This window comes from Sphingobium phenoxybenzoativorans, from assembly GCF_018286635.1.
GTDB classification, from domain to species: Bacteria; Pseudomonadota; Alphaproteobacteria; order Sphingomonadales; family Sphingomonadaceae; genus Sphingobium; species Sphingobium phenoxybenzoativorans.
In genome coordinates, this window is the sequence record NZ_CP073910.1 from 2,658,454 (window position 1) to 2,671,061 (window position 12,608).

General features: G+C 61.0%; 12 protein-coding genes. 6 read left to right on the forward strand and 6 right to left on the reverse strand.

The features are described 5' to 3' along the window. Positions 1-165 precede the first annotated feature (165 nt). The 4 genes from KFK14_RS13110 to KFK14_RS13125 all read right to left on the reverse strand — a co-directional run bounded on the left by KFK14_RS13110 (position 166) and on the right by KFK14_RS13125 (position 5,361). Positions 166-1,719: a polysaccharide biosynthesis protein gene (locus KFK14_RS13110; protein ID WP_212607981.1), complete on the reverse strand. Its 1,554-nt coding sequence runs from the start codon at positions 1,717-1,719 to the stop codon at positions 166-168. Positions 1,720-1,835: 116 nt separating this feature from the next. After that, a complete protein-coding gene (moeB, locus tag KFK14_RS13115; protein ID WP_212607982.1) occupies positions 1,836-2,993 on the reverse strand; it encodes a molybdopterin-synthase adenylyltransferase MoeB in 1,158 nt (385 codons plus the stop codon). Further along, on the reverse strand, positions 2,990-3,259 hold the full coding sequence (locus tag KFK14_RS13120) for a MoaD/ThiS family protein (protein WP_070156590.1): 270 nt from the start codon (positions 3,257-3,259) through the stop codon (positions 2,990-2,992). Before KFK14_RS13120 ends, moeB begins: the two co-directional genes overlap by 4 nt. A gap of 926 nt (positions 3,260-4,185) precedes the next feature. After that, complete coding sequence (locus KFK14_RS13125) at positions 4,186-5,361, reverse strand: FAD-dependent oxidoreductase (RefSeq protein ID WP_212607983.1); 1,176 nt, start codon at positions 5,359-5,361, stop codon at positions 4,186-4,188. A gap of 210 nt (positions 5,362-5,571) precedes the next feature. On the opposite strand from KFK14_RS13125, the gene KFK14_RS13130 reads away from it, so the two are divergent. The 5 genes from KFK14_RS13130 (at position 5,572) to KFK14_RS13150 (ending at position 10,164) form a co-directional block, all read left to right on the forward strand. Next, positions 5,572-6,051, forward strand: coding sequence for a GreA/GreB family elongation factor (locus tag KFK14_RS13130; RefSeq protein WP_212607984.1), 480 nt, complete (start codon positions 5,572-5,574; stop codon positions 6,049-6,051). After that, the gene (locus tag KFK14_RS13135) at positions 5,999-7,216 is read left to right on the forward strand and encodes a BaiN/RdsA family NAD(P)/FAD-dependent oxidoreductase (protein WP_212607985.1); all 1,218 of its coding nucleotides are present in this window, start codon (positions 5,999-6,001) and stop codon (positions 7,214-7,216) included. Before KFK14_RS13130 ends, KFK14_RS13135 begins: the two co-directional genes overlap by 53 nt. Before the next feature lie 85 nt (positions 7,217-7,301). Continuing rightward, positions 7,302-7,850, forward strand: a complete 549-nt coding sequence (locus KFK14_RS13140; RefSeq protein WP_212607986.1) for a glutathione peroxidase — start codon at positions 7,302-7,304, stop codon at positions 7,848-7,850. A 66-nt stretch (positions 7,851-7,916) separates the two neighbouring features. After that, complete coding sequence (locus tag KFK14_RS13145) at positions 7,917-9,593, forward strand: MFS transporter (RefSeq protein WP_212607987.1); 1,677 nt, start codon at positions 7,917-7,919, stop codon at positions 9,591-9,593. A 73-nt stretch (positions 9,594-9,666) separates the two neighbouring features. Then, positions 9,667-10,164 carry a 3'-5' exonuclease family protein gene (locus tag KFK14_RS13150; RefSeq protein ID WP_212607988.1) on the forward strand — a complete coding sequence of 166 codons (498 nt, stop codon included), beginning with the start codon at positions 9,667-9,669 and terminating at the stop codon, positions 10,162-10,164. A gap of 6 nt (positions 10,165-10,170) precedes the next feature. On the opposite strand, the gene ald is transcribed toward KFK14_RS13150, so the two are convergent. After that, positions 10,171-11,286, reverse strand: coding sequence for an alanine dehydrogenase (gene ald / locus KFK14_RS13155; RefSeq protein WP_212611143.1), 1,116 nt, complete (start codon positions 11,284-11,286; stop codon positions 10,171-10,173). Between the two features lie 132 nt (positions 11,287-11,418). On the opposite strand from ald, the gene KFK14_RS13160 reads away from it, so the two are divergent. Further along, positions 11,419-11,886 (forward strand): Lrp/AsnC family transcriptional regulator, encoded by a 468-nt coding sequence (locus KFK14_RS13160; RefSeq protein ID WP_212607989.1) that lies wholly within the window; start codon positions 11,419-11,421, stop codon positions 11,884-11,886. Positions 11,887-11,910: 24 nt separating this feature from the next. On the opposite strand, the gene KFK14_RS13165 is transcribed toward KFK14_RS13160, so the two are convergent. Beyond that, on the reverse strand, positions 11,911-12,570 hold the full coding sequence (locus KFK14_RS13165) for an MOSC domain-containing protein (protein ID WP_212607990.1): 660 nt from the start codon (positions 12,568-12,570) through the stop codon (positions 11,911-11,913). Positions 12,571-12,608 lie beyond the last annotated feature (38 nt).

Sequence of the window (12,608 nt, forward strand, 5' to 3'; positions counted from 1 at the left end):
CATCAGTCGTGTATCGCGCATTTGCCTGGTGGCGGCCGCCGTCCGGATGGGCAAGCCACTTCTGTCTCGATGGCTCGACCCGGGGGAAACTCCCCACCACGAAAAAGCCTGCGCCGCCAGAGCGACGCAGGCTTCTGCGGTCCCGAAAGGGATGCTTTTTCTTTTTCAGGCCCTTGCGGCTACAACCGTCGATTCTGTGAGCAGCGCATTCAGCGCGGCGGCCTGTGGGGAAAGACTGCCCACGCGGGACAGGGTTTCGGCCACTTCCTCCAGCTTCTCGCGCATGTCCCCGTTCAGCAGCTCCGGCGCGCCGGCAAATCCGGCAGCAACCGCATCCGCCAACAGGCTGATGACCTCACGGAATTTGACTGCGAGATGGGCGTTCGGCCCGGCCCATGCCGGAGCCGCGCCCCACCACAGGACATCGACGATGCGCGGCAACTCGGCCGCCGCGAAGATCGCCGCGGCAAGACCGCTCACCGCCTCAAGAAGCGCCTGCTTGAGCTGAGGAAAATCAAGCGATCCATCGTCCAAGCTGGCCTTCAGGCGATCCAGTTCCACCTGCAGCGCGGCAGGATCAAACATCTGGATGCGCGCGCCCGCCATGGTCCCGCTGCTGTCGCCAAAACCCGCCGGCGCTTCCAGCGCATTGATCAAGGGATGATATTCGACCTCATCGTTCCAGGAAAACTGGCCGCGGAAGAACACCTCGTCATAACCGCTGGGAACGCCGGAGAAATAGACCGCCGCCCGCTTGCCGCTCTGGACGATTTTGTAGAGCGCCAGTTCAAGCGTATTGACCGGCCAGCCAAGATCGACAGCGGACCAATAGCCGTCAACCGGAGTCGTTTCCGACAGGGCAAGGGCGTTGATCAGAAGATGCGTGGCCTGGCGCAGATTTTGCACATTGAAATGCCGGTCCGGCCCGTGCAGGCCGACCAACCCTCGGTCGATGCCGTCTGCGATATCCTGCGCAACCACGCCATTTTCCATGACATGGGTGAAACGCGTGCAGCGGAAGCGGGTCGATGTGCTGGCCCGTGCAGCCACCGCCCATTGCGCCTCGGCCAGCTTCTTGCTGCCGGTGTATACATGGTCGGTCACATAGGCGAAGCATTTGCCCGTGGAAGAATAGATCGCGTCCTCAACGCCATGCTTCAGGCAAAGGTCGATGACGTTCCGCGTACCAAAGACATTGGTGTCGATCGCCTCGCGCACCACCACCTCTGCGCGGCCGGGTTCGCGGATGCTGGCAAGGTGGAATATCACCTGCGGCCTGAACGCCGCGACAATCGCATCGAAAGCCGCAAGATCGTTGATATCGACCCGGTGCACCACTGGCTTCAGCGCGTGCGCCTCTCCGTCGGGCTGATAGTCATGTTCGGCAATGTCGACGATTGCGATCTCTGCAGCGCCCAGGCGCGCCAGGATCGGGATCAGCCGCGAACCAACTGCGCCCAGACCGCCAGTGACGAGAATCCGGTTGCCCTTGATACGGGCGGTCGCAGCCGCTTCATGCAGGTCGACGGTCCGGTTCATCGCCAGAGCGACCGGACTGTCATCCAGCTTCCCGTCCGCCTTGAACAAGGCGATCAACTGATCGGTCGCATTCTGCAGTTCTTCGGCGACCGCCGCCGATGGCGTGGCGCCGGCGGGGGCAATCGTCGATATCCAGCGAATGACGTCTTCACTCGTGGCGGCCTGCCGTTCCAAATCCATATACCATTCCCCCCGGAACATCCGACTTCAACTAAAAGGAGCGACCCGTTCAGTAGAGCGCGCAGCTTAACGGTTTGCTGCACCCGGTGGACAACGCCCCGCTTTTTTCGACGGCGCTATTCCGTTTCAACAGCGCCGGACCACGCATTCATGCCATTATCCAGATTATAAAGGCGTGAAGGCAGATATCCCGCCGCGGCCAGAGACTTGATGACGGCGCTGCTCCGCATGCCCGACTGGCAGACCAGCACCAGATCGCGATCCTTGGGCAGATCGGTCTCGCCAGTATCCTGCAGGACCTGTTCCAGATCCGGCTTGGAGAAAGCGCGGGACCCGGCGATCCTGCCCGACAGCCATTCAGACGGATTGCGGACGTCCACGATGATCATGTCGTCCCTGGCCGCCAGCCGTTCCTGCAGCTTCTCGCCAGAGATCGTCCGGCCCACCGGCGCTGCGCAGACCATCACGGTTTCCTTGAGCACGATATCCTCCGGCGCCTTGCTGCAGGTCGGGCAACTCTCGTCCTTGGCGAGTTGCACCGTCGTAAAGCTAAGGTCGAGACCGTCATAGATCAGCATGCGCCCGATCATAGGCGATCCGATGCCGCTGATCAGCTTGATGGCCTCTGTCGCCTGCAATGCTCCGATAACGCCGGGCATAACGCCCAGAACGCCGGCTTCCGCGCAGTTCGGCGCGAACTCGACCGGTGGGGCTTCCGGGAACATGCACCGATAGCAGGGGCCATGGCGCGCATCGAACACGCTAAGCTGGCCATCAAAGCGCAGAACGCCACCGAACACATTGGGCTTGCCCAATTTTACGCAGGTGTCGTTGACCAGATACCGGGTCGGGAAATTGTCCGTCCCGTCGATCACCACATCATATTGCGAGATCAGGTCCAGCGCATTGTCGATGCTCAGCCGGACGTCATGCCGCTCGATCACCACATCGGGATTGAGGTCCAGCATACGCGCCTCAGCCGAAGCGTTTTTCAGCGTACCGAGCACTTTATAGCCATGCGCGATCTGCCGCTGCAGATTGGTCTCCTCGACCACGTCCGCGTCCACCAGACCGATCCGGCCTATACCGGCCGCTGCCAGATAGAGCGAGGCCGGGCTGCCGAGACCGCCAAGGCCGATGAGCAGAACGCTGCCCGCTTTCAGGGCGCGTTGCCCCTCAATGCCGAATTCCGGCATGATGAGATGGCGGCCGAAGCGGCGAAGCTCCTGATCGCTCAATTCAGGCATCATGCCCATGGAGACGGGGGCGTTCATCCGCCGGCCACGCTGGCGATGATCTGCACTTCATCGTCATTCCCGATCGGGGTGGACAGGCCATCGAGAAGGCGGATGTCCTTGCCGTTCTTGCAAACCACTACGAATTTGCGCAGCGCATTGCCGGAAAAAAGGTGATTGCGAAGATCGGCGGAATTCTCGGAAAATCGCGCCAATGCTTCCTCAACTGTGTTGACCGGAATGGTTACGCGCGTCTGCTGCTCCGTGTAACGACGGAGCGAACTTGGTACTATGATGGTTGCCATATAATCCCCCTCAGAATTACCGCCCCTAATAGTAGGGAGCATAAATTTGAGTTAGCAAGGCGCTAGAATTGGCATGAATAGCCTTGCTGTTTCATTCCTGAACAACGTGAAAAAACATTAATGTCTGGCGTGTTTCTGAGTATGGTGCGCCGCTCCGGAAAGGACCATTCTGGAGGGAAATCTGCGAGGAAACAGTCGGCAACTATCCAGAAGGAAAGCTGTCCATAACATCTGGGCGCAAGGCTATGGAATGTCGGCTAAATATAGCGCTGGATTACCGCATCGGCTCTAATGCCGGAAGGTTGGCCTTAAACGGGCATGCCCGGAAAGCATGCAGCGCCCCGGACGAAAAATAATCAGCGTGGGCGGCTCTTTAACCCCACGAAGGCTCAGGCAAGCCAGTCGTCCCGGCCACCGTCCGCAACAAACCAGGCAACCAGCCCCGCTCCGATGATCAAGCCAGAAATAAACATCATGATCGCGACCTATTTTGGTTAATCTTCTTTTAACTAGAATCGCAGACGTGAAGAATAATGGTTAACAAATGGTTAATTTGAAGGGGCCACTCCCCGCACTAAGACCAAGGTATGCCGCTATTTTATCCTAAATGGCTGGTGAGCAGCGGAAAGATCGCCGGAGACTTGCTGCGGGATCGACCATCTCAACAACGATTCGCGCGAGTCGGTTTGTCCTAATTGAATACGACCTGCGGTCCTTGCGATCTTGCCGCACGCCGAGCGGCCAGCGCCAGCACCAGGCCGATAAGAACTGTGGACAATAGGGGTTTGGAAATAGGCATAAGGGTCCTCCGGTTCGCGACAACGCTGAAACGGACAGGAAATGGTTTTGCTCCCGAAACGGCTCAGGCAACCGGATCAAACGCCTCCTATTTCTGGCGGGCTGAGAGGTTCCGACCTCCCATCTGGTCAAGCAGCGGCGGGGCGGGGCGCAAACAACTCAGCCACCTGCCTCACAGACGTTTCGGCCGCCTGGCGATCGGGCGTCTCGTTCGCGTCATTATAGCCGAACCAGTCATTCTCTCCCACTTCCTGCACGACGATGCCGTCGCGCCGGGCCAGAATGTTCAGCGATTTGTGGTATACCCCATAGGTGACGCCAGCCTGAGGGATAAGCCACGCAATCTGGCCGCGGACGGGAATGACGCTCTCATCCTTCCATAGCGCCCTCGCGCCATAGCCGGTGCAGTTGATAATGACCTTCTGCTTCAGCTTCATGATGTCGTTCGGCTCGTGGAAGGTCATCGGCACCACCTTGCCGCCCGCGATCAGAAAGTCGCTCATCAGTTGCCGCGAAAGATCGGCGACGTTGAAGGTCAAAGAACTGTTGCGATAGGCGAACGCGGTCGGAAACGGATGTTCGCCCGGCCCCAGCGGCTGCGAACGCGGGGTGATGTCGTGAAGACGATGTTCGAGGCGCGAAAAGCCGGTTGCTTCTTCCGGCGGAGCCGCCTGCCGCTGAACAGGGGAAAGGTCGGAAAGGGCATAGCGATCCGTCCACTCGACCGGATCTCCGGCCGATCCCAGAAAACCCTGAAATGCGGCGAATGAGGTCCGCGCCATGCTTTCCCAGCGATCGCCAAAGCCGGAATCGACATCCTTCTCCATCGCGACGCGGGAATCGGGGGACCATGTTCCCGTGGCCCTGGCCGACCGGACATCGGGAAACTGTTCCTTCGCATAGATGGTGACCGCCAGCCCTGCCCGCTGCGCGGTCAATGCAGCGGTAAGACCCATCGCCCCCGCGCCGATCACCGCCACCTCTTTCGGGCTGACCTCCATGGCCTTTCCGACGGCCACTGCCGCCGATCCCCAGGACAACGACCATCCGCTCCCGCCATGCCCATAATTGTGGATGACCAGCTTGCGGCCGACTTCCTCGGCCTCAATCCTGGGTCCCGCCGCGCGAAACGGGCGCAGGCACACCGTCACGCGGAACATCCGGTCAATCGATGCACGGATGGGTATGATATGGGAATCGCGATCAAGCAGAAGCGATGCGGCGCGCGTCGGCCCGCCCGCCGACAGACCAAGAGCGCCGGCGCCCAGCATACCGCGACCGAGAAAGCTTCTTCTGTCCATCATTGTCCCCCTGAACATGTCGAGTCGGAATGACCAAGACCTTCATGACACAGGAACGGTCCAACCGCCGATATCCCTCACGCCATCCTCCCAAACGGCGCGTCCGGCCACGCCGCTACTGGCGCAAGCCGGCCAATGCTGTATTTCATCCGCCACCGGCAACGGGTGGAACTCACCACAAACATATTGGCCCAGGGCCGCAAGGACACAGACATGAGCGTCGCATTTCGCCGTGAAAGCGATGAGGAACATCTGGAACCCAAGTTTGAGATTCCGATACCTCCCGGCCCCAATCTCGTCACGCCGCGTGGGAAGGCGATATTGGCCCAGAAGGCAGAGGCGGTGCGCACCGCCATAGAAGAAGCCGCCACCGATGCGGAACGCGACCGGCTGAAACGCGACCTGCGTTACTGGGACACGCGCCTTACCACAGCGGAAATCGCGCCATCCCCTGCAGAGGGCGAGGCGGGCATCGGATCGCGCGTGACCTTCATGATGGGCGGCAAAAAACGCAGCATCGCCATTGTCGGTCATGACGAGGCAGACCCTGCATCTGGCCTCATCGCCTTCTCGGCTCCTCTGGCGCGCGCCCTGATCGGCGGAGCCGTGGGCGAGACCGCGCCATTTAACGGCGTTGCCGATGCACTGGAGATTCTCGACATCGAGGTCGCAGAAGGTTCGCTTGCCCCATAATTATGACGCGATAGTGCTTGGGGCCGGCGCGGCGGGACTGATGTGCGCGGCGACGGCCGGACAAAGGGGTCGCAAGATTCTTCTAATCGATCATGCCGATCAGGTGGGGAAGAAAATCCTCATTTCCGGCGGCGGCCGGTGCAACTTCACCAATCTGCATGTGGCGCCGGACCGCTACCTGTCCGCCAATCCGCATTTCGCCAAATCCGCGCTTGGCCGATACCGGCCGGAGGATTTCATCGCCCTGGTCGATCGCCATCGCATCGCCTGGCATGAAAAGACACTGGGCCAGCTTTTCTGTGACGGCTCCGCGCGACAGATCGTTGCGATGCTGCTGGAGGAGTGTCCGGCGGCAGCAGTCGACATAGCCGTAAATCGTACAATCACCGGCATCGACCATGCCGACGGACGGTATCGTATAAGCTGCGGCGCGGACGAGGCGTCCGCACCCGCCCTTGTGCTGGCCACGGGCGGCCCCTCCATTCCGAAAATGGGTGCGACCGGTTTTGCATATGACGTCGCCCGCCGGTTCGGCATGAAGATTGTGGAACCTCGCCCCGCCCTCGTGCCACTGACGCTGGGCGGCGAGGAGACCCTGTTCCGGGCGCTTTCCGGCGTATCCGCGCCAGTCGCCGCGCGGGCGGGCAAGGCCAGTTTCCGGGAAGCAGCGCTGTTCACGCACAAAGGGCTGTCCGGCCCAGCGATATTGCAGATATCCTCCTATTGGCGGCATGGCGAAGCCGTGGGCATCGATTTCCTGCCGGACCGCAACGCAGGCTGGCTGAAGGAAGCCAAGCGCGCACGGCCCCGCTCATCTCTGCGCTCGATATTGTCGGATTGCCTGCCGACCCGGCTTGCGGACGCCCTCGCCGATCAGGCGGCGCTTCCTGGCGAGCTTGGCAATCAGCCCGACCGGATGATCGACGCGGTGGAGCAGCGCATCGCCAACTGGCAATTCCATCCTAATGGCACGGAAGGATTCGCCAAGGCTGAGGTCACCGCTGGCGGCATCAGCACCGCGGACCTTTCATCCCAGACAATGGAAAGCCGCCGCCTGCCAGGTCTTTACGCCATCGGAGAAGCTGTCGACGTGACCGGCTGGCTGGGCGGATATAATTTCCAATGGGCCTGGGCGAGCGGATGGGCGGCGGGACAGGCGATATAGAAGGATGACGCCAAGGGGCGGCGATTACGCTTGTCCATAGCCCGCCCCCTGCCTAATTCAGACAACCATATAAAGGAGACATGCGATGACCACTGCCCTGCAGGATATCCCCCTCAAGACGATCCGCAACGAGGACAGTTCGCTGGGCGCCTATGCGGGCAAAGTGGTTCTTGTCGTGAATGTCGCGTCAAAATGCGGGCTGACGCCGCAATATGAGGGACTGGAAAAGCTCCACGAGACCTATGCTGATCAGGGCCTGGTGGTGACGGGGTTTCCGGCAAATGACTTCGCCGGACAGGAACCCGGCACCGAGGAAGAAATCGCCCAGTTCTGCCAGACCAATTATGCCGTGAAATTTCCGATGTTCGCCAAGATGAGCATCGTAGGGGAAGGCAAGCATCCGCTATATGAGGCACTGACATCCGCCATGCCAAAGGCGCAGGGCGATGGCGATTCTTTCCGGGAAAAATTGCGCGGATATGGCATGACGCCAAATCCCGAACCGGAAGTGCTGTGGAATTTCGAGAAATTTCTGATCGGACGGGACGGAAAAGTCGCGGCACGCTTCGCCCCGACGACTGCACCGGACGATGCAGCCCTTGTCGCCGCGATTGAAGCAGAATTGGCGCAATAAACTCTTGCAACCCGCTTGTCATGCCATCAGGCGGCGACTGCCTGATGGCCGCATAGGGTCGACATCATGACCGACAACCCGTCACAGCCATCGGAGGACTATCGTCCACCGGGCCCGTTTTCGATTCCCATCTTCCGCATGGTGTGGATCGCCAGCCTGGGGTCGAACCTGGGAGGATTGATCCAGTCCGTCGGCGCATCATGGATGATGACTTCGCTGGCGAGTTCACCCGCCATGGTGGCGCTGGTGCAATCGTCCACGACTCTGCCCATCATGCTACTGTCCCTCTGGGCGGGCGCGGTCGCCGACAATCTCGACCGGCGTCTTGTAATGCTGTGGGCGCAGATATTCATGCTCGCCGTATCGGCGGCGCTGGCGATCTTCGCCTGGTATGGCCTGCTGACGCCTTGGCTTTTGTTGACCTTCACTTTCCTGATTGGATGCGGGACAGCGCTGAACGGTCCGGCGTGGCAGGCGTCGGTGGGCGATATGGTGCCAAGACCGGCGCTGCCCGGAGCAGTGGCGCTGAACGCCATGGGTTTCAACATCGCCCGCAGCGCGGGGCCGGCGATCGGCGGCGCCATCGTCGCGGCAGCCGGAGCGGCAGCGGCCTTCCTTGTCAACGCGATCAGTTATATTGGCCTGATCGTGGTCCTCGCGCGCTGGCGGCCCACCCGGCCCGCCCGTGCGCTGCCGCGTGAAAATCTGGGCGCAGCGATGAATGCGGGCATCCGCTACGTCGCCATGTCTCCCAATCTCCGCAACATCATTTCCCGCGCCGGCCTGTTCGGCCTGGCCTCCAGCGCTGTGCCCGCCCTGATGCCGCTCGTCGCGCGCGACCTTGTGACGGGCGGCCCGCTTTCCTACGGCGCGCTGCTGGGCAGCTTCGGCGTCGGAGCGGTCATCGGGGCGCTCAACAGCCGTGCGCTGCGTGAGCGGTTTTCGACGGAATGGATCGTCCGGCTGGCGACGGTCGTCATCAGCGCCGGGGCGGCCATAGCCGCGATCAGCACATGGCTTCCCCTCACCCTTGCCGCGCTGCTGCTCGCTGGCGCCGGTTGGGTGGTCGCCCTTTCCACGCTCAATGTGTCGGTGCAGATGGCCGCGCCCCGATGGGTGGTCGCACGCGCAGTCGCCCTTTATCAGATGTCTGCTTTTGGCGGCATGGCGGCGGGAAGCTGGATATTCGGTGAAATCGCCGAGCTTCACAGCATTACCATGGCCCTTTTGCTGGCTGCGCTGCTTCAGCTTGTCGGAATGGTTCCCGGTTTCCTGAAACCGCTTCCGGAAGTTCATGATCTCAATCTCGATCTGCTGAACCTGTGGTCCGAGCCGGAAATCGCCGTATCGATCGAACCCCGCAGCGGCCCCATTGTCGTCACCATAGAATATCGCATTGCAGAGCAGGTCATCGTCGAGTTCCTCACCGCAATGAACGAGCGCCGCCGCATCCGCGTGCGCGATGGCGCACGGCACTGGACGTTGATGCGCGATCTGGGAGAGGCGGACCTGTGGGTGGAGCGCTATCATGTTGCGACCTGGCTGGATTATCTACGGCATAACCAGCGCCGCACACATGCCGATGCGGACAATTTCGCGATAATCCGGGAATTGCATTCCGGCCCGGACGCGCCGCGGGTTCATCGCATGATCGAACGTCAGACCGGCTCCCTGCCATTCGCGCTGACGGCGGGATCGCGGGAAATTTCCATTCCGCTTACCGACCCGTCCGGTTCGCGCTGATAGTGTACCAACGGGCAGTTTGGCGGATGCCGATCTTCGTGATAGCTTCGCCTTGCTATATCGGAGGCGCGCATTGGACAGGATTGCGATCGTCGATTTCGAAGCTTCCTGCTTGCCGGAGGATGGCGAGTCCTATCCCATAGAGGTGGCCTTGGTGCAGGTGGGCGGTCCAGCAAAAAGCTGGCTGATCCGCCCGGCCCAGAAATGGCAATATTGGGATTGGTCCGATGAGGCGGAAAAACTGCACGGCATCAGCCGCGAACTGCTGATCCGCAAGGGCCTGCCCGCGCAACAGGTGCTAACCGAACTGGCGCAAGCGGCGCAGGGATGCCGGGTGTTCGCCGACAGCGATCTGGACGCCTATTGGCTTGAAACCCTGGCGGAGGCATGCCGCCGTCCCCCGCCATTCCCGATCCTCTACCTGGGCGAGTTGTTCCAAGAAATGCGGACCACGACCGGCGCGATAGAGCGGGCCGAGGCCATCGCCACCGTCCGCCTGCCGCAACAGCATATCGCCTGCAAGGATGCGCGCAGGCTTGCTCTGGCGGTGGAATTGCTGGCGGCCGCCTGAATATATTCAGGTCAGGGCGCTGGCGGCGGGCACAAATTCCAGACCCAGATCGCGGGCCACGGCTTCATAGGTGACCTTGCCATCCCAGATATTCAGTCCGGCAAGCAAATGCGGGTCGCGGCGAAGGGCTTCCTTCCACCCCAGATCAGCAATGCGAAGGGCATGCGGCAGCGTTACATTGTTAAGGGCATAGGTGCTGGTGCGCGCGACTGCGCCAGGCATGTTCGCCACGCAATAATGCACCACGCCATCGACCACATAGGTCGGGGCGGCGTGGGTAGTCGCCCGGCTTGTTTCGAAACATCCGCCCTGATCGATCGCAACATCGACCAGCACGGCGCCCTTCTTCATGGTCTTAAGCATCGCTGCGCTGACCAGCTTGGGAGCGGCAGCGCCGGGGATCAGCACAGCGCCAATCACCAGATCGGCCTGGGCGACGCACTCGGCCAGATTGGCGCGGTTGGAAAAGCGTGTCTTGGCCCGCGCCTCAAAATAGGTGCCCAGTTTTTCCAGCACTTCCGGGCTGCGGTCCAGGATCGTGACGTCCGCGCCCAGTCCCGCCGCCATCTGCGCAGCGTTGAAGCCGACCACGCCGCCGCCGATCACAGTGACCTTTGCCGGCAGCACGCCCGGAACGCCGCCCAGAAGGACGCCGCGGCCGCCATGCGCCTTTTCCAGCGCCGTCGCGCCCGCCTGGATCGACATGCGTCCGGCGACCTGGCTCATCGGCTTCAACAGCGGCAGGCCGCCCGAGGAGTCCGTTACCGTTTCATAGGCGATGCAGGTCGCGCCGCTGGCGATAAGGTCGCGGGTCTGTTCGGGGTCGGGCGCAAGATGGAGATAGGTGTAGAGAATCTGTCCCGGACGCAGCATCGCCCGTTCCGCTTTCTGCGGTTCCTTGACCTTCACGATCATTTCCGCCCGCGCGAATATTTCGGCCGCCGTAGGGAGGAGCGTGGCCCCGGCCCGTTCATAGTCAGCGTCGCTGGCGCCTATACCCTCTCCGGCACCGGTCTCGACAAGCACGTCATGGCCATGGGCGGCGAGTTCATGGACGCTCTCCGGAGTGAGTCCGACGCGATATTCGTGATTCTTGATCTCCTTCACCGTGCCGACAATCATCATCCATCTCCCGAATATTCGTACTCCGGCAGTTTATCCCATCTTTGCTGGAATTAATTCCCCACTTACAATCCGATTTCACGCAATTCGGGAAAAAATTCCTACATCGAACGATTATCAGGAATATCTGCCATGAACCGCACCGACATCATCATTCTCAACGCGCTTCAGCGCGATTCGAACCAATCCATCGCCCAGATCGCGGAAAAAGCCGCTCTATCGACATCCGCCTGCCATCGCCGGCTGCGCGCGTTGGAGGAGGAGGGCTATATCCGCAATTATTCCGCCCGGCTCGATCCCCGCAAACTTGGCCTGGGGTTGCAGGTTTTCGTGGAAATCTCTCTCACCAGCCAGAGCCAGGACGACATGAACCGGTTTGAAGATGCCGTGGGACGGTTCGACGATATTCTGGAATGCCATCTGATGTCCGGGTCCGCCGACTATATGCTGCGCGTCGCGGCGGCGGACATGGACCATTTTGACGTCATCCATCGCACATGCCTGTCCCGCCTGCCCGGTGTTTCCGCCATGCATAGCAGCTTCGCCATCCGCCGGATCAAGGAATGGACGGGCTATTCACTGGAACGGCTTCAAACATAGAGTTGCGTCTGACCATCGCCTTTTCTATCCGGCCAGTTTTGCAGCCCGTTCCCGCCATGCCTCCGCAAGCAGCGGCATCGCCGCCAGTTCCCGCACCGCTGCGGGATCGGCTCTATGCCCCCCGCCGATCAGCAGGCGGAATACGCGTTCAACCGGCCATTCGGGCTGGGGCCTGTCGATCAGCGCCATGTGGGTATCGACCGAGGCATCGGCCTCCCCCTCCTGCACCACGCGGAAATATATGCCGCATCGCGCCGTTTTGACGATGGTCGCCATCACATCCTTCGCGCCGAAGCGATGATCGAGCTTCCAGCAGGGCTGCCGCCCGTGACTGACTTCCAAGACGGCACTGCCCAGGGTGAACCGGTCGCCAATGCATATCTCGCTTTCGGTGAGGCCGGATGAGGCAATATTCTCACCAAACGCCCCCGCTTGATCCAGCAGCACATGGCCCGGTTTGCGCTCCCGCCAGAACGGATAATGGTCCTGCGGGTAGAGATGGATGGCCTTATCCCACCCGCCATGATGCACCCGGTCGGCAACAGCGTCGCCCTCCAGACCGAGCCATCCGATTCTGACCGGACCGGAGATAGGCATTTTGGCTATGGCGCTATATTCCGCATCGCGGAACGGCACGGGTGTCCCTCTCAAAAGAGCATGTACGGTCATACCGGCCTGGATCATGACACCATGGTGGCAGATGATGCGCGCAAACAACAGAG

Bases quoted from the DNA above. Each gene is read 5' to 3' on its own strand.
- KFK14_RS13120 (WP_070156590.1), bottom strand. From the start codon at position 3,259: ATGGCAACCATCATAGTACCAAGTTCGCTCCGTCGTTACACGGAGCAG.
- KFK14_RS13130 (WP_212607984.1), top strand. From the start codon at position 5,572: ATGAGCGTCGCATTTCGCCGTGAAAGCGATGAGGAACATCTGGAACCC.
- KFK14_RS13165 (WP_212607990.1), bottom strand. From the start codon at position 12,570: ATGATCCAGGCCGGTATGACCGTACATGCTCTTTTGAGAGGGACACCC.
- KFK14_RS13140 (WP_212607986.1), top strand. From the start codon at position 7,302: ATGACCACTGCCCTGCAGGATATCCCCCTCAAGACGATCCGCAACGAG.
- KFK14_RS13145 (WP_212607987.1), top strand. From the start codon at position 7,917: ATGACCGACAACCCGTCACAGCCATCGGAGGACTATCGTCCACCGGGC.
- ald (WP_212611143.1), bottom strand. From the start codon at position 11,286: ATGATTGTCGGCACGGTGAAGGAGATCAAGAATCACGAATATCGCGTC.
- KFK14_RS13135 (WP_212607985.1), top strand. From the start codon at position 5,999: ATGCACTGGAGATTCTCGACATCGAGGTCGCAGAAGGTTCGCTTGCCC.
- KFK14_RS13125 (WP_212607983.1), bottom strand. From the start codon at position 5,361: ATGATGGACAGAAGAAGCTTTCTCGGTCGCGGTATGCTGGGCGCCGGC.
- KFK14_RS13160 (WP_212607989.1), top strand. From the start codon at position 11,419: ATGAACCGCACCGACATCATCATTCTCAACGCGCTTCAGCGCGATTCG.
- moeB (WP_212607982.1), bottom strand. From the start codon at position 2,993: ATGAACGCCCCCGTCTCCATGGGCATGATGCCTGAATTGAGCGATCAG.
- KFK14_RS13110 (WP_212607981.1), bottom strand. From the start codon at position 1,719: ATGGATTTGGAACGGCAGGCCGCCACGAGTGAAGACGTCATTCGCTGG.